The following is a 22,667-nucleotide window of genomic DNA, read 5'->3' as shown; positions in this document are numbered from 1 at the left end:
AGATTATTGACGAGATGTTATAATTATGAGTATAGATAATTGGCGCACACGGACACCTGAAGAGAGAGAGCTTATTCGAGAGAAGATCATTAACTTATTGATGGACGGTAGACTAAGAAATTATAAGGAGATTGAAGAGGAATTAGGACTAAATCATCTAACATCTGATTTAGATTATCTTATCTATTTAGAAGAAATTGACTTCACATTCATTAACGGATTTCGTGCTTACGGCATTCGTGCGCCATTTCCTAGAAATATTATCTATGTGGAAAATGAAGACAATCAGGTAATAGCGTGTTATCGTCCATATACTAAGGCAGATTATTAAGCTTGTTGAACGAGGTTGAAAATGCCAAATTGCCCATACAGAAAAATCAGTGAATCTGGTGAAATAACCTGCGATGTAGAGAATCATCCTATAGTCCCCCGTACTAGATGGGGTGTGAAAACTTGCAACATCTGCCCAGATAATTACTACACAAAATTCTTCGCCAATCGAAACCAACCAGAAGAAGCTCCTAAAAAGCCAAAGAAGAAATTAAGATTTGACACAAAATAATAGCAGTTAGTTTGAAGATTAGTTATCTAATCTTTTGAATTTATAAGTTAAATGTAATGAATATTGCTAACCGTATTAATGAATTTTTTGGAGGTAGCGATGAGTGCAAATGAATCCTTAGAACGACTGCTCAGAGATGCGGCAGGAAACAATAACGGACTAACAAGTGTACAATTTGCGAGACTGCGAGGTGTTGGGATAGAGCAGGTAGCACGATGGCGCAGAGGTACAGAAGAACCGCCGCCAGGGTGGAGGTTCATAGATGGGCGCTGGCAACCCTATACAAGAAGCTCTGAGCAATTAGTACAATAGTATTAAGTAATTTTTTCTTTATCCATTCCATGCTAGTGAGAACCAGCGTCCGTTGAGGACGTTTTTTTTATAGATAAATCTATCTAACGCTCTTGAGGGTGAGCAGTTCAAAATAAAGACAGTTGCCCAGGCGAGACATTACCTTTACGTCGTGTATGAAAACTCAAGTGACAAGCCGTACACAACGCACATAAGTTTGACCGACGATTATCCTCTGGCAAGAAATTTGAGTGATGTACTGTCAACGTTAATGCCATTCTTTGGGAACGGGTAAGATTGGATGTATCATCACCTGGGCGAATGCACTGCAACCCACATTTAGAACATCGCCAGTTTACTTCTTGTTTCACAACGAATGCGATATCTGACCAATTTGGGGGATAACGTTGCTGCGATTTTCTTGGCATTTTCTGATTCTAAAGGAGAAATTTAGAATAAATATTTTATTTTTTCAACAATGCAACAATGACAGTTACAAAAATATTTGTGATGCTAAGGATGATAACAGACCAAAGTTGCCATCTTTTGATTACTTCTTCACGGGCTTCAAGATTTCCTTTTCTAAGTCTTTCGATATGTTGTAAACCCCAATCGATAATTGAGAGTGAAGAAGGAGGCGCATCTTTTTCTGTACGAAATTGACTACGGAAAATATCATCAACCGTTAATTCTTCAATTGCCTTTAACTGTAATGTCTCGTTCTCCAAATCACGAATCCAAGCTGGACGCTTACTGATATGTGATTGCATCTCAATCTTCCATTCGTTCAAACGGCGCAAAGGTACTTTCGGTCGAAACAACTCACCCCGTTCTTCTACAAGGCTTTCTAGATCGTAATTATTGGGTAGGTTAAGTCGATATTTTATTCCTTTGTAAGTCATGATGGATATAGGATCATTACAAGCTAAAACCCATGCAGCCGAAAGGATATCAAACTTATCGCGGCTATTGATCAATTGAGGTCTTTTCTTCATCACTATTTTTATATATTGGGGAAACACCGACATCATCCCCGTTAGGAGAAGATGACTATTTACAATGTTTACTCACATTGGGCAAAGTCCTTATTATACAAGTAGTGTTTCAAACTACTCTAGATTGTAAACGTTTGTTGCAGTAGCAATTTTCTAAAAGAAGGTTATAGCTGAAAATTCATTAGTCAATTTATTAATTTTTATTCATCCGAATCCTTCAACATTCCAGTTAACAACTCCGACATCTCCCACAAATCTTTATTCCGGTTATCGTCATAAATCATCAGCGTTCTAGGGTCAACATGACGGCTCAACTTCTGCACCTTTCTGATATTCCCATCCGTCGCATCCAATGCCGCCGTAATTGCCGAATGCCTCACCCGGTGCGGTGACATCGGTTTCTTCACCCCCGCCGCCTTAAAAGCATTAGCCACTATATTGATAGTTTTACAAGCGATATCTGACCAAATTTGGGGATAATGAAATTATTAAGTATACCGTTTTTTTCAATGTACGTTGGGTTAATAAAAAGTATTATATTTCTTTTGTTAAAACCTCATTAAGTTTATCTAAAAATTCTTTAGAGTCAGCAAAATAATTTGGATATGCTTTTTTTTTTTTATTTTTATCTGAGTTCATCACCTCTTATTTAGGATTCCCAATAAGGGAGTACCTCTCAAGGTTCTTTGCACCATCAAGGCTGTAGACGTTAGTTGCAGCATCATGTCATGGGCCGAAACACCCTAACCTCTACATCTAAACAATGGTCTTCGCTATTAGAAACGCCCTGTTCGTTGACCGTCAAATCACGCACTTCCTTGTCAGCCCTTACACTTCCATCGCCGAAAATCTCTCCCTATCGCCCTCATTGACTGTAAATCATCTGACAAATACTTCTCAAACCCCTCCCCCCACTGTGTCACGGCATAGTGCGACAATGACATGAATTTTCGCACTATATGCAAGTCTGAACGCATACTGCCTCATAGTCAGGCGGTCGGCAGTGAAGGGTAGTAACGAGCTTACTTAAGAACATAGCTAAAAATCATTGAAAAATTCAGACTAATTTAATTCAAGTAACATCATCAGGCTTGGGTGCATTCACATCTGGGTAAAGAGTGCGGTATTGTTCCCACTGCTGTTTGTAAAATTCGATTCCAGCCTCAGTAATCACCAACTTAGTTGAGTACTTGCCTTGGTTCCAATAACCAACTTCTTTGACTAAGCCTTCTTCAGTGCCGTGATAATCTCTTAGTCTTAACCAAGTCCATCGCCAACTAAAACCAGCGTAATCATCAAAGCTTGTATTATTATCTATTCCGTTCTCAAGAGAGAGATAGGCAGTGACTAGTGCCTCCCACTGCCTGGGTTTAAGTTGTCCCTTGGGTGGCTTTTTGGGTGCTGATTCACCCAAACCCGCACGGGCAACAGCACGTCCAGTGGTCGTGAGCTTGATTGAAATTAGTTCATTCTGACGATAATTGCATTCAATTAGCTGGTGTCTTTCCAAAACCTGCAAAGTTGAACCCAATCCTTGATCAACAACATCAGCCTGTCTCAACAGCCTGTGTAACAAAGTTTCATGCCCTGTGGGTTCAAAATAATATTGCAGATTACGCCAGACCGCGGCCTTTTCTCTGGACAACCCCTTGTGCCAAGCTTGTTTTTGCGCGGATTCTTGTTGTTGATCAGTGTGGTAAATGGCGGTGAGAGTAGCTTGTTGCCTTTGGTTTAGTTTTTCCCACAGCGAATGGTGTTTACTCATTACTCATAATTTAAGAGCAATATGAGGTTATATTAAGTCTGAAATTCAGATTACGAACTAGGAGGTAGTAAAGGTGGCATTTTACCTGTTAAATAAACTTGCTCAATCTGCTCTTTTGCCCAGTCTCCCACAGTTGAACCATCAGGTAATAAAGTGTAAGGCAAAAATTCATCCTCAAAAATAGCAACACCGTCCTCGATAGCAACTAATTTAAATTTGATCACATTAACCAACGCACGAAACCTTTGCTTAACAGCCTGTTCCCACAGTTCTGTTGCTTTTTCTTTAGTACGTAGTTCTTTAGTAACAGGGGTGTGGGTGAAGTCACGACTATGCTTATCCGGTAGTGGAATTGTAAACCTAATCCGGCGACCCTTCATTTCAAATGCTATCGCTGCCTGATTTTCCGATTCAAAATAGGCGAATTTAGTAGCGCCATGTTTATTGAGTAAATTCTTGACCTCTAAAAGCGACTTTTCTAAACTGACTGTTGTATTTTTGGCAAAACTGCTCACGAGTAGTGCTTCCCTTTCTCAAACTGCGAAATAAATTTCTCCCCTGATGAGGATGTAAATAAGTGTTCAAAAAACATACAAACAATTAATTTATGTAGTGACAGTGACTATCTTCCTGGCGGCTCAAAATAAAGACAGTTGTCCTGGCGAAACATTTCCCCTGCGTCGGTTATGAAAACTGAGGTGACAACCCGTACACAACGCGCATAAGTTTGACGGACGATTATCCTCCGGCAAGAAATTAGAGTGATGCACTGTTAATGTTAATGCCATTCTTTGGGAACGGTTAAGTTTGGATGTATCATCACCTGGACGAATACATTGCAACTGACATTTAGAACATCGCCAGTCCACAGATTGCTTCACAACAAGTGCGATATTTGACCAGTTTTGTGGATAACGTTCTCTTGATTTTTTAGGCATGGACTGATTCTAAACACTGCGGAACGCAACTCAAGAATAGTAACGAGCTATTTGAAGAAGATTTCCAAAAATCAGCGATTAATACGTGTACGGGTTATAGTTCAGCATAGCCGGCATCTAACTCTGCCATTTCACATTCGAGTTCCCAAGCTAACTGTTCAAAGTCAGGTACATTCTCTTCTAATTCGCGTGAGTAGGTACTTGGTTCTACGCTAATTATCTCTGTTTCTGGTTTTACCTCAACAATGTGATTCATTCTAGAACACATGGGCATTCCGGCTTCTGAGCCTACTTTTTTGTAAGTAGATGTTACTTCTAAAAATCGAAATAAATCTCCGATTGCTAAATCTGAAAATTTCATTATTTAAAGTCCTTCGACATCTTGTGAACAAGTTTATCAGTTTAATTTGTCTCAGAAAGTATAAACAACCATGCTGATAGTACAATCCTAATTTGTATTTTGTCTAGTTTTAACTCAACTTATTGAATTAGTATTTTGTCAGAAATGTTGAAGTAATATAAAAATTTTACATTATTTTGTGTTTTGGCAGTTCTAGAAGGAAGAATAAAGTATAATTTTGACAACACAACTCTCAAAATAAAGACACTTGCCCTGGCGATACATTACCCTTACGTCGCTCCTGAAAACTGCGGCGACAAACCGTACACAATGCACATAAGTTTGACCGACGATTATCTTCTGACACAAAATTTGGGAAATTATATGGATATACTCGATGAGCTTTATATACTAGATGAAAATAAACAACCTATTAAGCCCGAAAGTCTTGAGCAATGGTCTGATTGGCGGAAAAATGAGAACAATGTACAAGTAGCTTTAGATACTTTTTCGTGGGGAAGAGTATCTACTATTTTTTTAGGCAAGGATTATTCTAATTTCCCTAATCAAGAACCACAGCTTTTTGAAACTATGATTTTTGGAGGCGAATATAGTGGGAAATTCTGGAGATATTCAACTTGGGAGCAAGCTGTTGCTGGACATCAAGAAGTTTGTCAGTTCGCTATTTGAGCTTATCGGTGAGAAAAAAGATTAATTCATTCAATTGTTAAATAATCAGAAATTTTTGTCGGTTCTAACTTACTTAAAAAGCCAGTTAATCCAAATGGACATTTACAACTTAATTCTTTTTCAAGTGAATCAGCATTTAGGTGATGTTCCCGACACACAATCTCAAAAATATCATCTGTGGTTAATTCTAGATTTTCATCTAATTCCTCTACTCGCGCTTCTATTAATTTGATATTCATATTTAAATTTCAACCATCTAAAGTAACTTGTTAACAATTTTTAATTTTTATTGAGCCGCATTCTTCAACATTCCCGTTAACAATTCCGACATCTCCCACAAGTCTTTATTGCGGTTATCGTCATAAATCATCAGCGTTCTAGGGTCAACATGACGGCTCAACTTCTGCACCTTTCTGATATTCCCATCAGTTGCATCAAGCGCCGCCGTAATTGCCGAATGCCTCACCCGGTGCGGTGACATCGGTTTCTTCACCCCCGCCTTTTTAAAAGCCGCCGACACTATTTTATAGACAGCATCCGTAGTTAATCTATGCCCAGTATTATGAAAATCTAACGCCGTAAAAATTGGTAAATCTGCATTCAAATCCCCCCTGGCAATCAACCAATCAGCAAGAGCATTCGCCACAGCACTTGACATATCTAAATATTCTTCATTCGTTCCCTTACCCTTACCCAAAACCCTCAACTTGCGCCCATAAAAATCAAAGTCCCCCACATTTAATTGACATACTTCCTGACGACGCAAAGCTAAACCCCACAGCACCAGAAAGATTGCATAATTGCGTTTACCAATCAAAGTCTCCCTGTCGAACTGCCCAAGCACAAGTGCTATCGCTTTGCTATCAACCCCCCGCGTATCTCTGTACGCTTTGACTTTCTCTCCCTCAACATCCTCTAGGGAATAGTTGCACACACCAAGCTTCCGCCCCATCTTCGCCAACGACTTAATCGCCGCCAACCGGCGATTAATTGTGGCCTCCCGCAACCCCGACGCTATCAATTTCGCCTTGTACTTCAGCACCACCATCACCGCTTGCTCTCGCTGCAAGTGCAGAAACTCCAGCACACTATCACCGGTTGGCGGTAAGCCTGTCATCTTCAGAAAAAAATCCTTCAAATCTTTCTCGTAAGCACGTCGAGTATTGGGGTTGCGCTTGTCTGCCAACAGCTGCGCCAACACATCCGGGTCTTTATCAAGCTGTGCGTCAAAATACCTAGTTATCGGCGCAGACAAACACGCCTCCAACTCGACTTTAACTAGCTCTCCAAATATTGGCTCGTTAGGCATAAGTGCTTACAGCTTCGTTATTGATAATGTAGCTTTCCAATAACGTCTATTGTAGGTCACTGACAGCGTGCATTAATATTTACAATCCGTGAACAGCTAAATCCGTTTTGCGGAAGTGATAGGGTGTCAATTGGTCATGCTAGGTCTGTAATTTCCGGCTTTGATATCAACATTGATAGCGGGATGTGGGGTATGTGGTGCAGCAGTGGGGCAAGCCAGTTGATAATCCACCAGACTAGCCCATACTCAGCAACAGCAAACTCGTATGGCCGAGCGTAAGTGATGGCTCGCGCCGCTTGACTTGCCTGGGTGAGTTTGTATATACGCCCGTCTGTACAGTTTCTATACAAGTCCTGAGAAAATGCGATCAAACGTTATTTAATGGCAACTACCGTGCAACTGTGCGATTCAGCAGACACGCCCAAGTGCAGACGGTGTTGAAATATGATGACAACCGCCAGCGTTTGCAAAAGCAGATGAGCGACTCGATATCAGAATTGATTTAGGTCGGACTTAAGAATGAGGAAGAAAGTATGGTGTTAACTTCAAATTAATTACTTTTTCTTGCCCTTAGATTTCTTGCCTAAATTTTGTGAATCAAATCCTTTTGTGTTGGTCTTTGGTTTTTCTTTAGAGGATTTGGAGCTAGACACAGGAAACTCTGCTTCTCTTTCTGAGCCTGTGAACAGATTGCCTAATTGCTGAAGAAAAGAGTTGTTTGGTTTTTCTGAAAGTAATTGCTGGTTATAAGCTTTTTGAAAGGCTGCTATCCCTTTTTCGCTCGTCATGTCAAACCCGGCTTGCATTCCACTCATAATAAAACTTTTTGCCATACCTCCTTTCGCCGGATCAAACATCCAGTCTGTGAACTTGCCTTCGATTTTGGCAAGGTAGGTGGCGATTGCCCCGGCACTACGAAAGTTATACTCCCGCTTCAAGAAGTTCCAAAAAGCGACCAGTTCTGGAATGGCATCTTCGGCTTCCTCCCGGTGCATTAGCGTGAGCTTGCGCGGAATAATATGTTCCATAACAATTTGTGCGTCTGCCTTAGTCATCTTGGGCAGGGTGAATCCTTCGTAGATGTAGGACATTTCTGTGAAAGTGGCAATCCATCCACCGAACTCAGGGTGTTCTTGGGCATAAGCTTCTCCTTCAGGAGAAAGAGCGAACTGCTCGACTACACCATCTATGTAGTCGGCAAGAAGGGGTTCAGCTGAGTCGTAGTCGAGATTATTGAGTTGATTGATGTCAAATGGCATGGTTTTGCTCCTTGAGGTTGAGCAGACATACGCTCAATTTAGCAAGAAAGGTACTTATGCTGATACATACTCGTCGCGTGGATTTATTTCTCCCTCGGAATGCTAGGATACCGTTGCGCCACATAGATTTGCTATGAAGGAATTGTGACAATCCTTGGTAATAAATTTATTACTAGACTTTCTTAATGCTGTAGCAATCTATAGTATTTTGTTCCGATTACACCAGTTAAAGAGCATTCACTATCATTGGCGAACCCAGTAGTCTATACTTACCTGAGATTGAACTAGAAATCATGCTAAACACTAATGCTTTCACAGGTAAAATAGATGTACCACTCCTCCCCATCTCCTAAACTTAAATAACTAATATATTGCACTTAAGGAGAATTACAATGTCTAACGAATATCACGTTAAACTCATTCAACAAGGCAATATTCAAACCTTACCCATTCCCCAAGAATTAACTTTATCAACTTCAGAAGTTATCATCCGACAAGAAGACGGAAAACTTATTATAGAACCCTACAAGAAAAAATCTCTCCTGGAAGTCTTCGCCAACCTTGATGATCTTGACGAAGAATTTCCCGATGTTGACGAAGGACTATTACCGTTAGATGATATTGAAATTTAAAATGTATTATTCTTACTTACTCGATACAAATACACTATCGGACTTTATTAGACATCCAACAGGGAAAATTTTTTCCAAAATTAGAGAAGTTGGAGAAGAAAAAATTTGCACCAGTATCATTGTTGCTTGTGAACTCCAATTTGGCGCAGAAAAAAAGAACTCACTTAGATTGAAAGAGCGTATTTCCTTGGCTTTAGACATGATTCCTGTATTATCATTAACGAGCAATGTAGAGTATCATTACGCTAAAATTCGGACTTATTTAGAAAGTCAAGGAACGCCCATAAGTAGTAATGATTTATTAATTGCTGCTCATGCACTCAATCTAAATCTAACCGTAGTTACAAACAATGTTCGTGAATTTTCTCGTGTACCCAATTTAAAAGTAGGAAACTGGCTTAACCCAAATTAAAAAGCCGAGTCACTTTCTTAACACCTGACTAACACCACCAAGAGCGTTCGCTCTGAAAGACTCGTAATCCAGTATATACTTAATGCAGTAATTAATGCAGTAATGCAGTATGTCAGTAGTTGCCCTTGTCAATCAAAAAGGAGGGTGCAGCAAGTCTACATCTTCCGTGCATCTTGCTTGCTGGCTGTCTCGCAAGGGGCATAAAGTTCACTTACTAGATGCCGATGCTCAACGTAGTAGTTCGATTTGGCTGAAGTCGATGGAGAATGACGAGATTCTCACAACCGTTTTGCAATCACCTGATGACCTTTTAGAACAAATTCCAGAATTAGCAACCCAATGTGATCATCTAATAATAGATGGCCCAGCCGGTTTATCTGAGGCCAGCCGCGCCATATTATTCCGGTGTGATCTAGCTGTTATTCCCTGTCAGCCAACAGGTTTAGATTTACAGTCAGCGAGTGATGCAGTGCGACTAATCAAACAAGCTCAGTCTGTGCGTGGTGGTGCGCCTCAAGCTGCAATATTTATTAGCCGTGCCGTGAAGGGTACAAAATTACTAGGTGAAGCGATCGCACTGTTATCTAAATCCAAAGAAGTAACTGTACTAAAAACAGTGATCCACCAAAAACAAGCAGTTGCAGATACATTTGGCCAGTCCGCTACAATTTGGGATTTACCAGGCCGTCAAGCTACAGAGTCGGCGCGGGAGTATGAGCGATTGTTTAAGGAAATTCTGGGGATGTTGAAATGACTGCCAAAAAGCGAAAGTCCCTAGAAGATGCGATAGCTCATGAGTTTGTTTATGGTAAGGATGAACAGGTACAGCCAGAGGATGCAGCAGAACCAGTAGTTGAAAATCAACAAGAGCCAGAATTACCGCCTCAGCAAACAGTAACGCCTACGCCTCAACCAACTAAACCTAGTATTATGTCTCAACTTGAACAACCTTCTAAAGAACCAACAGTTAGATTAACTGTTGACTTGCCTGAATCAATGCACCAAAAATTGTCTGTGCTGGCAGCCAAGACCAGAAGGAAAAAGGCTGAGATTGTACGAATACTGCTGGATGAAGCACTGAAAGACGTAGAAGAGTAATGCAGTAATGCAGTAATGCAGTAATGCAGTAATTGAAGAAGAAGTCAGAATTGAGGAGATGATGTCATGTTGACAATTTCACGCTTTGTAGACTTAGTACAATCAACATCGTAATTTGTATAAAATTCTACAATCTTGATGTTCAATTTACGGAATTTGAAAAAAATGTCTGGGAATTGTCTGGGAATTTGAAAAAAAAACATGATTTATTATGTAGAGTCTTAACTTCTGAGTGGCATCAGAAATTGAGACTTGTTGTTACATACCAAAAATAACGTCTTCCTAACTATGACTACAGAACAACATAGACCTTTTCGGGATTCTAAAAAAAGTTTTTGGCGATTTCGTAAACGTGAAGTTTTTAGCAAGTGCTAACCGTAATCTGTATACCCGTGTCCGAAGCGCCTATATTTTCGACAATATAAGCTTTAATTTTCCTACAAACTAGTACAGCAAGATAATTCCTTGTTGGCGATCGCACCCCCAAACCGCAATCGCCTTTGTTCGTATGCGTACTTGGATGTAGAAGAGTTGAGTACTGTTTTTGAGAATTTATTAGAAACACCGGACATTTTGTTGAATGGGAACTCTAACTGCAAGCTCTGGGAAAACAGCTTGTGCTGTCAGTTGACGGAGTTACTAAGTGTGGTGAGTGGTGAAATTACTTGGTAGAAGATGCCCAGTTTTTGCGACCACAAAAACACCACACTACATAGTAAAAGCTGGTTTGGTTGCCCCCAGACCAGCAGTTGTAAACATTAATGTTGAATTTTTCTAATGATAAATCCAAACAATAAACCTAACTACCCTCCCCCTCGCATCCGCTTACTGGGCGTGATGTTTTCGGTAGGAGTGGCATTGAGTTCTGGTCTGTACTATGGTTTTCATCAAGCTGCTAATTCTGCCAAGCAGCATGAACAGCCTGCTCAAACTGAACTCTATCGCTTTAGCCGTGCAGAGTACGAACAGTTAAAACCGGGAATGTCTTTAACAGAGGTGCGCTCAATCATCTTGTATCGAGGTGTTGAGGTTAACCGTTCTGCGACTGTTGCAACCTTTGTCTGGGAAAACCCTAATGGTTACAAAATCACTGCTGTTTTTGAAAATGACTTGCTCAAGAGTAAAGAACAGTCTGGGTTGAGGTAAGCGAGGGAGAGCGATCGCACCTGTCACACTAACCTTGATATGTTGCGATCGCTTATCCTCTAAGAAAATAGCGATCGCTTCCCTGGTGATGATTTTCTATCTGGCGGATTCTGACAGATGGCTTAATGGGTGGGAGCTTGCCGCCGTAGGTAGGCATTGCTCAAAACTATTGCTGCTGGCGACCGCACAGCTAAACCGCATAAACTTTTGTAAATTTAAAGGCTATAACCCTTAATCAACAACATTTTCCGAACAAGCGCATCAATTGTACATAACTTTTTTTTTAACAAGCCTCTGTATTTTGGTTTTTTGCGTTACCTTAGTAGAGGATGTACATAACTAGTGCATAATTAGTGCATTACGGTAGATATATGAGTTCAAATAAATTAGTCAGACAAAGCTTTAGTCTCTCGAAAGAAGAGTCTGAGATATTAGACAAATTTGCAAAAGATACCAAACGCTCACGGAGCGAGATCATCAGAATGTGTATCCAAGGTGAACTTTTTCTCAAAAAAGTAGTTGATGAAGGTGGAAAAGTAATAGTTATAGAGGGAGAAAAAATTCACAAATATGACCCATTACAGCCGTAAAATTAATAATTTAGCATCCACAATCATTTTCAATTTAAATAAGGGAAAAATATAGGAGAACGAAACATGAGACGCTCCAACATTCAACCTACAGATTTGAAATCTAAAAAAAGTCAGAAAGAACAAAACTCAGAGCAAGTTTTCCGAAAAGTTCTCTCAGATAATCATTTAGTAGAAGCTGCTATAGCAACAATAAATGAGTTATTGTGTCGTTTTCAAAAAACCATTCAATCAATGTCAGAAGAAGAAGCTATAGCTACAGCCAAAAAAGTCCTTCAACCTGTTAAAAAATTTATAAACGCATTACCTATGGAGAAAGGCAAAGAAATACTATTTCTTTGGTTATTGCAGAATGAGAAAGCCAGGACAGATGTAGATACAAAAATATCAAGTCTTAAACCAAACTTAAATCAATTAGACAGATCAATTAAACAGATCGATAGCCTTTGATTGACTAGTATCAACCAAAGGCTCACTCTTCTTACAAATCCAAGGGGGATTTTATGGGTACAGTTCCAGTGCTGGCTGCTATTGAAGACGATTTTGAGCAAAAAGAGGTGCTATCTGAAAGTGGTGTGCCTGAAGTGTTAGACATTGATGAGAGCGAACCTGGAGCATTGCAACCATATTCGCCATATCCACAAGCTGGCAAACCTGAAGTTTCGACACATGATGTTTCCCTTAGTGAGTGGGCATCGTGGCGGCAGTTTCTTTCCCTACTACTTAGAACTGGGGGTTGGACGGTTGCTGTATTGCTGGCATTCCGGTTTGTTTTAGTACCACTGCTGACGGCGGGTAACACTCCAGTTGCTTTAACACTAGCGATCGCAGTTGGTATTTTTCTAGTTCTCTGTGCTGTTGGTGCTGTGGTGAGGGAACTAAAAAGGTGAGATAGCAAGAGCGATCGCTCCTTTATTCATCAGTGAAACATACCCCTATAACGGGATCATCAAGCATTTTTTCAAATAGTGATGATGACTCTGGAATAACTAACTGTGAAGAAGCACAGCGATCGCATAAACGTAAAATCAAGCATTTGCAAATATTTGCGTAACATAACTTTACAACGAATCGCACTTGCGGGTATCCCGGCTGAACCCCAACTTGACTGCACGGCAGAAATATCATCTTCAGATCATGTTAGGGCTTGGGCTTATGAGTTGACGACCAACCAAACGCTTGACGTAACCGTTGCGAGGGATTGAACTTAAATACCCAGCAATCTCGCCCTGTTCTGACATAAAAAGTGCCGAAGTTCCGTAGAGCAACACTGTCCCCCTGTTTTAGAGATTCATAAATTTCTTCTATTGTGGCATCAATAATTTCTTCAACTGTTCCATTTTGTTTACTCAACCGTTGTTGAACGCGGCGTACCAATTCCTTTTTATCAACAGACATCTTAGGCGGACTGATACTAACTTTTCTTGGTTTCATATAAACTTCGCACCCTAACTATTATTCAACCCCAAAGGAATTTATAAGGTATTTACAAGGATTTTCTCAAAAAGGCAAATATAAGGTAAACCAATGGTATTTCAATGGCATACCAATGGCAGAAATAAGGATTTACTACTGCCACAAATCGGATTTTTTCAAAATTTACTTATTCTGCCAAAAATAAGGTAAATCTATGGCATTTCAATGGCATTTCTAAGGTAAACCAAAGGTAAATATAAGGATTTTGACCCCAAAAACCTCATACACGACCCTAATTTCTACTTCAAAAATTTCTGATTAAAACTCTCGCACAGGACGCAAAAAAGTTTTGCCCGTTTTTTTGACTCAACAGCTTCATCAGAACAAAATCGCGTTTACAGCCACTCGATTTACTACCACAGCACTACAATTAAAATACAATAGTGATTCTTCCGTTCACCATTTCAAATCCTGACGGTTGAGCTTCCATTATTAAAACTCCTACCGCCATAAAAATACCCCCGGAATGTGGGGGCGAATCATGTCCTTGACTTTTACGTTCTACAAAGAATCTAAGAGATTGATTGTTGTTTAGTATAGGTAGTTCCGTATATATGCCCATACTACAATCAACCAATCTCGTTGTCTTGAGTAATTACTGACTTTTCAAATTCGCTTCACAGCAGCTTATCATTAACTACGCAATACCAAAGATTCGAGCAAAATCAACCAAACAGCTGATCCATGAAATCAACTGATGCTTCGCCAGCAATCAAACTTGAATGATGGTCGAATGGTTGCTCAACAGGAGACAGTGCAGGCGTTGATGTGTTTTGACTATCCTCATGAGTGCCATTAACTGAAGCTGGCACCGCAGACAATGGTATAGAAACACAGCTGTAAACACTAGCATCTAGTCCCAACTCCAAAGCCATAATGCCAAAATGACTTTCAGCCATCCGCCGCGAAATCAAGTATGAATTTGTGAGTTGCTGCTGTGAACAGCCACCCAACTTAGATTGAGCGCGAGGCAGAAAATACATCACTAACACTTCTTCCAGCATCTTCTTAGCACAAGAAGACTCTAAAGAATTGAAGTAATCAGCCACCACTGCTAAAGGCGTATTCTCCATTGGCTGAAAGCGAGGCAGTGACAGACTCTTACGCAGTTTTTTCGTTCTTGCCACCTTTTACCTCTTTGATTTTGTCCAATAGCTGATCCATCATGCCAAAGCAATCAATTAATCGAAAAACTAACTCCCGATCTTGTCCATTACCAATCCCAAAAGTTTGTCCAATTTTTTCACTAATTTCCGGCAACCAATTCATCACAGCACAAGGCTTTGGAACTTCATTAGCGTAAGTTCTTTTAGGTTCAAAAGCAGGTGCGTATTCGCCTTTAACTAGCTTTTTGTCCCTGGTACTAGTTGGTACACAGTTGAAATAATCTTCCAGTTCCGGTTGGATAAAAAATGCCGCACCACCACCGATAATTACTTGTGCTGGCATGGAAGGCAGATTTTTATCTAGCCACTTAGAAAGGCGCAGCCAATAATTCATCCTTGCCGCGATCAAGGCTTGGACAAGATCCTCGATTTCACGCTGACGTAAAGACTCATCCCGCGCCGCCGCTAATCGTTGAAATGAATTTAACTCTTTCCAAGTGGGTCTTCGGGTGTATGGACTCGACGAATCATAAACATAGACTTGGTTTCTGCCCTCATAGAAACTGTCAGAAATTGCCTGTGCCAATTGGTCGCGTCCAATTCCTGACACCCGTGAGCAGACATCATCTAATAGAGTACTAAACCCTAGCAATGGGCTATCGGCACTTTTGCGAATCCCTCTGTCAAAATAAAGCAATGTTGTGTTGCGATGACCCAGCATCAGCAGCGCGATTTGATTGTTCTGAAACCATTCCACACCTTTGGTTTTGGTATAGACCGCTAATAATCCCGCCCCTTCAGGACGGCAGACAAAATTTTCGGTTAATATGACATCCCAAGTCTGCCCACGAAATTGAAAGGTTTTAAACATTTCTTGCAGTTGGGAAAAGAAACGTTTGTGATCGTTATATTCATTCCAAGGCAGTAAGAAAGCCAAATCTAAAAAGATTTTCACATTTTTGGTTTTCGGCTTTTTACTGGCAACTTTATATCTTTCTAAAATTACGCCGACCGCCGCCAGAACTTTATACAGAGCATTTTCATATTTGCGCTCATGAATTCGGTCAACAGCAGCAAATTCACGGGCAAATTCACCAATGATAAAGATGTTATCGTTCCACTCCAAGTAAGCTTGGTGTTCTGGGCGAGGAATACCGTTCCACACCTGATTGTCTTGGTAACGCTGAAAATCAGTTTTAGATATCTGCTCCACTTCTGGAGACATCAGAAAAAACCTTGGTTTCTCCCAGCTAGAAAACTTGTAAATGATTTTTGTGCCAGAACCACCGACATCTATAGACACAGCAAGGTCAAGTTGTGAGGCCATAAATATACTGATTGTTGAGGGCTTTTAGCAATGTAGCGCAAAAGCCGAAATTTTGCTGAATCCGCCGTGTTTTAATTGCACAGCTTATGCACAAATATAGCCATATATCTGTGCATAAGCTGTGCAAATGGTCAGAAAAAACCAGAACCAGAACCAGACAACCTGACAAGTTTATTGTGCATAACCTGTGCAACATCACAAGTTATGCTAGTGCGGCACTGGTGGGCGTAAAATAGTCAAAAGGCAGTTTTAGCAAGCAATCCAACTGCGGCAGTCAAGAGAATTACAGAGAAGGCACGGTGACGAGAACGCGGAGACTGGGGGCGGTAGCAGAAAAATTTGGGATGGGGGTACTAATATGGAGGTGTACTCACTACACTTCCGCGCCCTGCGGGTGGGCTGCGCCCATCTTTCGCTACGCTCAAGACGCAGAAGTTTCGTTCGCCCCTGCGGGGGTTTTGCACAACTTTGGCACACTTGAAAAATACGAGAGAAAATCAATGGCGGCTTTGGCGATTCTGCGCGTTGAAAAACTCAAGTCTTTCGGCAATGTTGGGGGTAGCTCTAAGCATACCGCCCGTTTACAAGATACCCCAAACGCTGACACCACTAAAAAAAATATCAGACTGATTGGTATGGAGGACGGTACACCACTCGAAGAACTGGTAAAAACCAAGATAGCCAGCACCACTAAACACAAACCGCGTAAGGATGCCGTGCTGTGTAGTGAGATTTTCTTGTCGGCATCGCCTGAATATTTCCGCCCTCATGACCCGTCAAAGGCTGGTGAGTGGGACGATAAGCGCATGGCCGATTTCGCCACTGCTTCTTACTTTTGGTTAAAGACCAACTATGGTGATAAGTGCGTCCGGGCAGAATTGCACTTGGACGAAGCTACTCCCCACATTCATGCTTACGTCGTTCCTATCAACGATAAGACTAAGCAACTAAGTCATAAAGAAATGTTCGGCGGTGATGGTCGGGCTGCCAGCATTAAGTTGTCCAAACTCCAAGACAGCTACGCGGAGGCTCTCGCGCCTTTGGGCATTGAACGGGGGGTGAAGGGCAGCAAGGCAACCCATACCAAGGTAAAGGAATATTACCAAGCGGTTAACAGCGAACCACTCACCGCAGTCATTACAAATAACCAATTAGCACCCACACCATTTGAATCAGCCAGGACTTACATTGCCCGGATTCAGCAGCATGACGATTTCCAAGCCATTAACCACCAATTGGCTGACCGCGCTTTCATGGCGCAAAGATTATCCCGTGCCGAACAACGGGCTAGGGATAGTGAAAAGGAACGGCAGCGACTTGAAAAACGAGTGCAACTGTTGGAATCAACCAGTCAACTGCGTGACCTGCCCTTGGAAGATGTCGCTTGGGAGTTGGGGCTAAATCATGATCATGAACGGTGGAGGGGTCACGGTCACATCATTAATATAGATGGGTCGAAGTTCTACGATTTTTCACCGGAGCAACACAAGGGCGGCGGTGGTGCGATTGACTTGGTGATGCACGTTAACTCTTGTAATTTTCGAGAAGCGATCACTTGGTTACACGACAGATTCGGGGAAGCTGGAGCAGAAAGAGCAGCGATCGCTCACGCCAGGAATGCGACAAGTGAGATTATCCAGTCTGAACCACGTCCGCAATTTCGGCTACCAGTTGAGGATAAAGCCAAATGGCAGTTAGTCTCTGACTACCTCACCCAGAAACGGGGAATAGAGGAAAATCTGGTTCAGGCTCTCCACGAACGGGGGCTAGTTTATGCTGATGACCAGCAAAATGCTGTGTTTGTAATGCGGAATCTTGGCGATCTACCCCATGCTCAAGGTGCATTCCTGCGTGGGACAAGGGGCGAGAATAACAGTTTTAAGGGTTATGAGAAAGGGACTAAGCGGCGTGAGGGCTGGTTTTACTTCCACCTGGGCGGACAGCCGACTGACCCGCCAGAGAAAGTGGTGCTGTGTAAATCGCCCATCGATGCTATGTCAATAGCAATGCTGGAGTATCAGGTTAGGGGGAACGCACCACCCACGAGAACGCTGTACATGGCAGTTGATAGCCCCAACAGTTTACCTGTTGAGCAATTGCGGCACATCCCTAATGTGCAGGTGGCTTTTGAAAGAGATGATGCGGGTGATACAGCTGCACGGGCAGTAAAAGAACTACTGCCACAGTCTAAGCGGCTTAAGTGCAAGGCTGGTGATTGGAATCAGCAGTTACTCGATTATGGGCGGCAGTTACGGCAGCAGCAACGGCGGCAGTCGAGGCGGGAGGAAGATTTGAGTCTTTAAAAGGTTTTACAACTGTTTGTGCATTACACGAAATAGCCCTTTCGTGTAATACTGCAAAACCTGCGATGTCAGTATAAATTCTTACATTAATCTAGAGAATTCAGTTAATCCGATGGGAATACTAAATCTAAACATTTTTAAGATTTAGGTTATGACTAGCACTCTTGTTGAGAATATTCCCGGATATAGCATCAGCGAAGAACTCTATAATGGCTCCCGCACACTGGTTTATCGAGGTTATCGAGAAGTTGATCAACAACCAGTAGTCGTTAAATTACTCAAAAATCCCTATCCCAGCTTTAACGAACTGTTGTTGTTTCGCAACCAGTACACAATTGCTAAAAATCTCAACTCCCCCCTAATAGTCCAAACCTACAGTCTAGAACCTTGTCAAAATGGTTATGCACTAGTTATGGAAGACTTTGGGGGGATTTCTCTTAAAAAGTGGGGAACTAGAGAAACTCAACAATCTTTAGAAGAATTCTTATTAATCGCGATCACTTTGTGCGACATCCTAAATCTACTCTATCATGAGCGCATTATTCATAAAGATATCAAACCCAGCAATATTTTAATTAATCCCGAAACCAAACAAATTAAATTAATTGACTTTAGTATTGCATCATTATTGCCCAGAGAAACCCAAACCCTAGTTAATCCCAAAGTATTAGAAGGAACCCTTGCTTATGTTTCTCCCGAACAAACAGGAAGAATGAATCGCGGGATTGATTATCGCACAGATTTTTATTCTTTAGGTGTAACTTTCTACGAATTACTCACAGGTGAGTTACCCTTTGCATCTCAGGATGCGATGGAATTAGTACATTCTCATATTGCCAAAACCGCACCATTAATAGATGAAATTAATCCAGATATCCCCTTGGTTATCTCAAAAATCGTCAGTAAATTGATGGCAAAAAATGCCGAAGATAGGTATCAAAGTGCATTAGGATTGAAAGTTGATTTAGAAAAATGTTTAATTCAGCTAAAAGAAACTGGTGAGATTCAAAGTTTTGATATTGCTAGTCGGGATGTGTGCGATCGCTTCATCATCCCCGATAAACTTTATGGTAGAGAAACAGAAGTAAAAACCCTACTAGCAACATTTGATAGAGTCAGCCAGGGTGCAACAGAAATGATCCTGGTAGCTGGTTTTTCTGGAATTGGTAAAACAGCAGTTGTTAACGAAGTGCATAAACCAATTGTCAGACAACGTGGTTATTTCATCAAAGGTAAATATGACCAATTTCAACGGAATATTCCCTTTAGTGCTTTTGTGCAATCTTTCAGAGATTTAATGGGGCAGTTGTTGAGTGAAAGTGATGGACAAATCCAGAAATGGAAACACAAAATATTAGAAGCTGTTGGTAAAGATGGACAAGTCATTATTGACGTTATACCTGAATTAGAAACAATTATTGGCACTCAACCATCAGCCACAGAATTATCAGGAATTGCAGCCCAAAATCGTTTTAATTTCCTCTTTCAAAAATTCACTCAAGTTTTGACACAGAAAGAACATCCATTAGTAATTTTCTTAGATGATTTACAATGGGCTGATTCTGCTTCCTTGAATCTGATTCAATTATTAATGGTAAATGGAAACCAGGGATATTTACTATTAATTGGAGCTTATCGAGATAACGAAGTATCGCCCGCTCATCCTTTGATGATGAGCTTAAAGGAAATTAGTAAAGCTGAGGCGGTTGTCAATACAATTACTCTCGCTCCTCTGAGTCAAGTCAAATTAAATCAACTGATCGCCGATACATTGAAGTGCAAAGAGGATTTAGCCTTTTCTTTGTCGCAATTGATTTATCGTAAAACTCAGGGAAATCCTTTATTTGCCACAAGATTTCTTACGTCGTTACATCAAGATAAATTCATTAAATTTAATTTATCAGAAGGATGTTGGCAATTCGATATTTCTCAGATCAATCAGCAAACACTCACCGATGATGTGGTTGAGTTTATAGTATTTCAATTGCAAAGATTACCAGAATCAACCCAATCGGTATTGAAACTAGCTGCTTGTATTGGTAACCAATTTGACTTGCCAACATTAGCGATTGTTTGTCAATTATCTGAAGTGGAAGTCGCAACTGATTTATGGGCTGCTTTACAGGCAGATTTGATTTTACCCCAAAGTGATATTTATAAGTTTTATCAAGGCGAAGATAACGATAAATTGAGGCTAGAAAATAAAAGTACTAGCGAGCAAATAGCCAAGTATAGATTTTTGCATGATCGGGTACAACAAGCTGCCTATTCTTTGATTCCTGAAGACCAAAAACAAGTAACCCATTTGGCGATTGCTCGGTTGCTGCGACAAAGTATCCCAGACAGCGAACTAGAAGATAAGATTTTCGAGATTGTCAATCATTGGAACAGTGCGAGCGCCATTATCCTCGATCAACTTGACAAATCAGAAAAGGATAATCTTGTCGAACTGAATTTAATTGCTGGACGCAAAGCTAAAGCCTCGAATGCTTACGAACCAGCTTTCAAATATTTCACTACAGGGATAAATTTACTGTCTGATGGTGCTTGGCAGACCCAAACCAGCCTGATGTTAGAATTGCAGTCAGGAGCAGCAGAAGCGTCGTATTTGTGCGGTAATTACGAGCAAATGGAGCAGGGAGTAAAGGCAATTTTAGCGGCAAAGCTCCCAGCGATAGATTACGTCAAAGCCTACGAAATTCAGATTCAAGCCTATACAAACCAGGGGAGATTTCAAGAAGCAATCGCGCTCGCCAGGAATGCTTTAGCCGAGTTTTACACCTATTTTCCAGAGCAACCAACACCCGCAGATATCGCTGGCGCTTTAGAAAAGGTAAAGGAATTGCTTAATGGTAGAACTGCCGAAGATTTACTTGATTTGCCGATGATGACAGAACCAGAAGCAGTGGCAATTATGCAGTTACTTTCTAGTGTTATTGCAGCAGCCTACCTTTGTGCTTCCCCACTATTTCCATTGCTCGTTCTGACTCAAGTTAGATTGTCGATTCAAAAAGGAAATCACCCCCTATCAGGTTATGGTTACAGTACCTATGCAGTCTTATTGAGCAGTATATTAGGGGATTTGGATACAGCTTATGACTTTGCTCAGATGTCATCACAACTAGTGGTAAAACTCAATGCACGTTTTATGTTGCCAAGAGTTAATCTGATCTTAGGTCTGTTTTTTATTCATTATAAATCTCATTTTCGCACCAGTTTAGCTTTATACTATGAAAGTTTCCAGACAGCCCAGGAAGTCGGCGATATAGAGTATGCAGGCCATACCGTCCAGCATTTGTGTCAGTGCGTTTATATCCTTGGTCAGGATTTAAATACTTTGGTGACAGAAGCAGAACCTTATTTAAATACTCTATCCAAGCTCAATCTCAAAACTTGTTTAAATTACTCTCAGATTATTTTACAAGCAGTTGAGCGGCTGCAAAATAGTCAAAACCAGTCAACTTTGACAAATAAAACCGAGCAAATACAGGCTACACTTACTGCTACTAATGATTTAATTGGATTGCATTATTATTGGGTCTATAGGCTGACTACTTCCTATCTCCTCAATCAGTACCCCCAGGCAATTCAAGATGCCATAGAAGCGCGTCAAACCCTAGCAGTTGTGGCAGGCGAAATGAGCGAATTGGTTTTTTACTTTTACGATTCCCTAACAGTACTGGCTACCCATGCCGCAGCCACAGACAAAACCGAACTGCTGGAGCGGGTTTCTCAAAATCAAGCCATACTCCACCATCGTGCAGTTTCCGCACCAATGAACTTTCAACATAAATACGACCTAGTAGAAGCGGAAAAATATCGAGTACTAGGGGAAAATTACGCAGCCGGAGATTATTACGATCGCGCCATCGCAGGTGCAAAAGAAAATGACTATATCCAAGAAGAAGCCTTAGCAAATGAACTTGCAGCCAAATTTTACCTTGGTTGGGGCAAAGAGAAAGTCGCCGCCAGCTATATGCAAGAAGCATATTATTGCTATGCCCATTGGGGAGCAAAAGCCAAAGTCGCCGACTTAGAACACCGCTATCCCCAATTGCTTGCGCCAATATTAAAGCCAAGCCGTTCGGTTGTTTCTACTAATGAAACTATCATCAGCTTGGGAACTGTCACATCTACTAGTTCTTCAAGTTCTAGCAGCAGTGTCTCAGATACTCTAGATTTAAAAGCTATTCTCAAAGCATCTCAGGCTATCTCCGGTGCAATCGAACTAGACAAACTACTTTTATCGTTACTTTCCATCATCATTGAAAATGCTGGGGCTGATAAGTGCGTGTTAATGTTGTTGCGAGATGATCGTCTGATAATTAAAGGCTCAATTACCCAGGGAACAAACCCAGTAGTATTGCAGAACCTTCAGGTTGAAGACAGTCAGGATATTCCCCATAAGCTGATTTACAAAGTCAAGCA

At 41.1% G+C, this 22,667-nt stretch carries 27 protein-coding genes and 1 pseudogene; 13 read left to right on the top strand and 15 right to left on the bottom strand.

The features are described 5' to 3' along the window. Nucleotides 1–25 precede the first annotated feature (25 nt). Nucleotides 26–331, top strand: coding sequence for a hypothetical protein (locus tag H6G75_RS29600; protein WP_190983474.1), 306 nt, complete (start codon nucleotides 26–28; stop codon nucleotides 329–331). Between the two features lie 330 nt (nucleotides 332–661). Beyond that, on the top strand, nucleotides 662–874 hold the full coding sequence (locus H6G75_RS29595; RefSeq protein ID WP_190983473.1) for a hypothetical protein: 213 nt from the start codon (nucleotides 662–664) through the stop codon (nucleotides 872–874). A gap of 107 nt (nucleotides 875–981) precedes the next feature. Here the strand turns inward: H6G75_RS29595 and H6G75_RS29590 are convergent, their stop codons facing one another. The 7 genes and pseudogenes from H6G75_RS29590 to H6G75_RS29560 form a co-directional block, all read right to left on the bottom strand. Next, complete coding sequence (locus H6G75_RS29590) at nucleotides 982–1,281, bottom strand: HNH endonuclease (protein ID WP_190983472.1); 300 nt, start codon at nucleotides 1,279–1,281, stop codon at nucleotides 982–984. Between the two features lie 36 nt (nucleotides 1,282–1,317). Continuing rightward, nucleotides 1,318–1,848 (bottom strand): hypothetical protein, encoded by a 531-nt coding sequence (locus tag H6G75_RS29585; RefSeq protein ID WP_190983471.1) that lies wholly within the window; start codon nucleotides 1,846–1,848, stop codon nucleotides 1,318–1,320. A gap of 200 nt (nucleotides 1,849–2,048) precedes the next feature. Continuing rightward, nucleotides 2,049–2,285, bottom strand: a pseudogene (locus H6G75_RS29580) (tyrosine-type recombinase/integrase); the annotation flags it as partial. Nucleotides 2,286–2,920: 635 nt separating this feature from the next. Next, nucleotides 2,921–3,613, bottom strand: a complete 693-nt coding sequence (locus H6G75_RS29575; protein WP_190983470.1) for a hypothetical protein — start codon at nucleotides 3,611–3,613, stop codon at nucleotides 2,921–2,923. Between the two features lie 50 nt (nucleotides 3,614–3,663). Then, the gene (locus H6G75_RS29570) at nucleotides 3,664–4,128 is read right to left on the bottom strand and encodes a hypothetical protein (RefSeq protein WP_199338075.1); all 465 of its coding nucleotides are present in this window, start codon (nucleotides 4,126–4,128) and stop codon (nucleotides 3,664–3,666) included. Nucleotides 4,129–4,251: 123 nt separating this feature from the next. Beyond that, a complete protein-coding gene (locus tag H6G75_RS29565; RefSeq protein ID WP_190983469.1) occupies nucleotides 4,252–4,551 on the bottom strand; it encodes an HNH endonuclease in 300 nt (99 codons plus the stop codon). Between the two features lie 94 nt (nucleotides 4,552–4,645). Beyond that, nucleotides 4,646–4,912, bottom strand: a complete 267-nt coding sequence (locus H6G75_RS29560; RefSeq protein ID WP_190983468.1) for a hypothetical protein — start codon at nucleotides 4,910–4,912, stop codon at nucleotides 4,646–4,648. Between the two features lie 183 nt (nucleotides 4,913–5,095). Here H6G75_RS29560 and H6G75_RS29555 point away from each other — a divergent pair, with 183 nt between their 5' ends. After that, nucleotides 5,096–5,581 carry a hypothetical protein gene (locus tag H6G75_RS29555; RefSeq protein ID WP_190983467.1) on the top strand — a complete coding sequence of 162 codons (486 nt, stop codon included), beginning with the start codon at nucleotides 5,096–5,098 and terminating at the stop codon, nucleotides 5,579–5,581. Between the two features lie 26 nt (nucleotides 5,582–5,607). On the opposite strand, the gene H6G75_RS29550 is transcribed toward H6G75_RS29555, so the two are convergent. From H6G75_RS29550 to H6G75_RS29535, 3 genes are all read right to left on the bottom strand, one after another. Beyond that, the gene (locus H6G75_RS29550; RefSeq protein ID WP_190983489.1) at nucleotides 5,608–5,820 is read right to left on the bottom strand and encodes a hypothetical protein; all 213 of its coding nucleotides are present in this window, start codon (nucleotides 5,818–5,820) and stop codon (nucleotides 5,608–5,610) included. A 47-nt stretch (nucleotides 5,821–5,867) separates the two neighbouring features. Continuing rightward, nucleotides 5,868–6,890, bottom strand: a complete 1,023-nt coding sequence (locus H6G75_RS29545) for a tyrosine-type recombinase/integrase (RefSeq protein ID WP_190983466.1) — start codon at nucleotides 6,888–6,890, stop codon at nucleotides 5,868–5,870. A gap of 554 nt (nucleotides 6,891–7,444) precedes the next feature. Next, entirely contained in the window at nucleotides 7,445–8,149 is a 705-nt protein-coding gene (locus H6G75_RS29535; protein WP_190983465.1) for a hypothetical protein, read from the bottom strand. Nucleotides 8,150–8,541: 392 nt separating this feature from the next. On the opposite strand from H6G75_RS29535, the gene H6G75_RS29530 reads away from it, so the two are divergent. The 4 genes from H6G75_RS29530 (at nucleotide 8,542) to H6G75_RS29515 (ending at nucleotide 10,291) form a co-directional block, all read left to right on the top strand. Next, nucleotides 8,542–8,781 carry an antitoxin gene (locus tag H6G75_RS29530; RefSeq protein ID WP_190983464.1) on the top strand — a complete coding sequence of 80 codons (240 nt, stop codon included), beginning with the start codon at nucleotides 8,542–8,544 and terminating at the stop codon, nucleotides 8,779–8,781. Between the two features lies 1 nt (nucleotide 8,782). After that, nucleotides 8,783–9,193, top strand: coding sequence for a type II toxin-antitoxin system VapC family toxin (locus tag H6G75_RS29525; protein ID WP_190983463.1), 411 nt, complete (start codon nucleotides 8,783–8,785; stop codon nucleotides 9,191–9,193). A 109-nt stretch (nucleotides 9,194–9,302) separates the two neighbouring features. Beyond that, on the top strand, nucleotides 9,303–9,947 hold the full coding sequence (locus H6G75_RS29520) for an AAA family ATPase (protein WP_190983462.1): 645 nt from the start codon (nucleotides 9,303–9,305) through the stop codon (nucleotides 9,945–9,947). Continuing rightward, a complete protein-coding gene (locus H6G75_RS29515; protein WP_190983461.1) occupies nucleotides 9,944–10,291 on the top strand; it encodes a CopG family transcriptional regulator in 348 nt (115 codons plus the stop codon). The genes H6G75_RS29520 and H6G75_RS29515 overlap by 4 nt, the downstream gene beginning before the upstream one ends. A 437-nt stretch (nucleotides 10,292–10,728) precedes the next feature. Here the strand turns inward: H6G75_RS29515 and H6G75_RS33675 are convergent, their stop codons facing one another. After that, nucleotides 10,729–10,863 (bottom strand): hypothetical protein, encoded by a 135-nt coding sequence (locus tag H6G75_RS33675; RefSeq protein ID WP_277884118.1) that lies wholly within the window; start codon nucleotides 10,861–10,863, stop codon nucleotides 10,729–10,731. A 205-nt stretch (nucleotides 10,864–11,068) separates the two neighbouring features. Between H6G75_RS33675 and H6G75_RS29510 the strand changes: the two genes are divergently transcribed. From H6G75_RS29510 to H6G75_RS29495, 4 genes are all read left to right on the top strand, one after another. Next, on the top strand, nucleotides 11,069–11,437 hold the full coding sequence (locus H6G75_RS29510) for a hypothetical protein (RefSeq protein ID WP_242051689.1): 369 nt from the start codon (nucleotides 11,069–11,071) through the stop codon (nucleotides 11,435–11,437). A gap of 371 nt (nucleotides 11,438–11,808) precedes the next feature. Next, nucleotides 11,809–12,027 carry a ribbon-helix-helix protein, CopG family gene (locus tag H6G75_RS29505; protein ID WP_190983460.1) on the top strand — a complete coding sequence of 73 codons (219 nt, stop codon included), beginning with the start codon at nucleotides 11,809–11,811 and terminating at the stop codon, nucleotides 12,025–12,027. A gap of 66 nt (nucleotides 12,028–12,093) precedes the next feature. Beyond that, nucleotides 12,094–12,477, top strand: a complete 384-nt coding sequence (locus H6G75_RS29500) for a hypothetical protein (protein WP_190983459.1) — start codon at nucleotides 12,094–12,096, stop codon at nucleotides 12,475–12,477. A gap of 53 nt (nucleotides 12,478–12,530) precedes the next feature. After that, nucleotides 12,531–12,917 carry a hypothetical protein gene (locus H6G75_RS29495; RefSeq protein ID WP_190983458.1) on the top strand — a complete coding sequence of 129 codons (387 nt, stop codon included), beginning with the start codon at nucleotides 12,531–12,533 and terminating at the stop codon, nucleotides 12,915–12,917. A gap of 71 nt (nucleotides 12,918–12,988) precedes the next feature. Here H6G75_RS29495 and H6G75_RS29490 read toward each other — a convergent pair whose 3' ends face one another. From H6G75_RS29490 to H6G75_RS29475, 4 genes are all read right to left on the bottom strand, one after another. Next, nucleotides 12,989–13,141, bottom strand: a complete 153-nt coding sequence (locus tag H6G75_RS29490; RefSeq protein WP_190983457.1) for a hypothetical protein — start codon at nucleotides 13,139–13,141, stop codon at nucleotides 12,989–12,991. 26 nt (nucleotides 13,142–13,167) lie between these two features. Further along, nucleotides 13,168–13,461: an HU family DNA-binding protein gene (locus H6G75_RS29485; protein WP_242051687.1), complete on the bottom strand. Its 294-nt coding sequence runs from the start codon at nucleotides 13,459–13,461 to the stop codon at nucleotides 13,168–13,170. A 707-nt stretch (nucleotides 13,462–14,168) separates the two neighbouring features. Then, nucleotides 14,169–14,630, bottom strand: a complete 462-nt coding sequence (locus tag H6G75_RS29480; RefSeq protein WP_190983455.1) for a hypothetical protein — start codon at nucleotides 14,628–14,630, stop codon at nucleotides 14,169–14,171. Then, nucleotides 14,605–15,936, bottom strand: a complete 1,332-nt coding sequence (locus H6G75_RS29475; RefSeq protein ID WP_190983454.1) for a ParM/StbA family protein — start codon at nucleotides 15,934–15,936, stop codon at nucleotides 14,605–14,607. Before H6G75_RS29475 ends, H6G75_RS29480 begins: the two co-directional genes overlap by 26 nt. A 500-nt stretch (nucleotides 15,937–16,436) precedes the next feature. On the opposite strand from H6G75_RS29475, the gene mobV reads away from it, so the two are divergent. Next, on the top strand, nucleotides 16,437–18,239 hold the full coding sequence (gene mobV, locus H6G75_RS29470) for a MobV family relaxase (protein WP_190983486.1): 1,803 nt from the start codon (nucleotides 16,437–16,439) through the stop codon (nucleotides 18,237–18,239). 151 nt (nucleotides 18,240–18,390) lie between these two features. After that, the coding region (locus H6G75_RS29465; RefSeq protein ID WP_190983453.1) for an AAA family ATPase at nucleotides 18,391–22,667 on the top strand (4,277 nt) is incomplete at its 3' end.

This window comes from Nostoc sp. FACHB-280 (assembly GCF_014697615.1).
GTDB lineage: Bacteria > Cyanobacteriota > Cyanobacteriia > Cyanobacteriales > Nostocaceae > Nostoc_B.
This window is presented reverse-complemented; position numbering and strand designations above follow the sequence as displayed.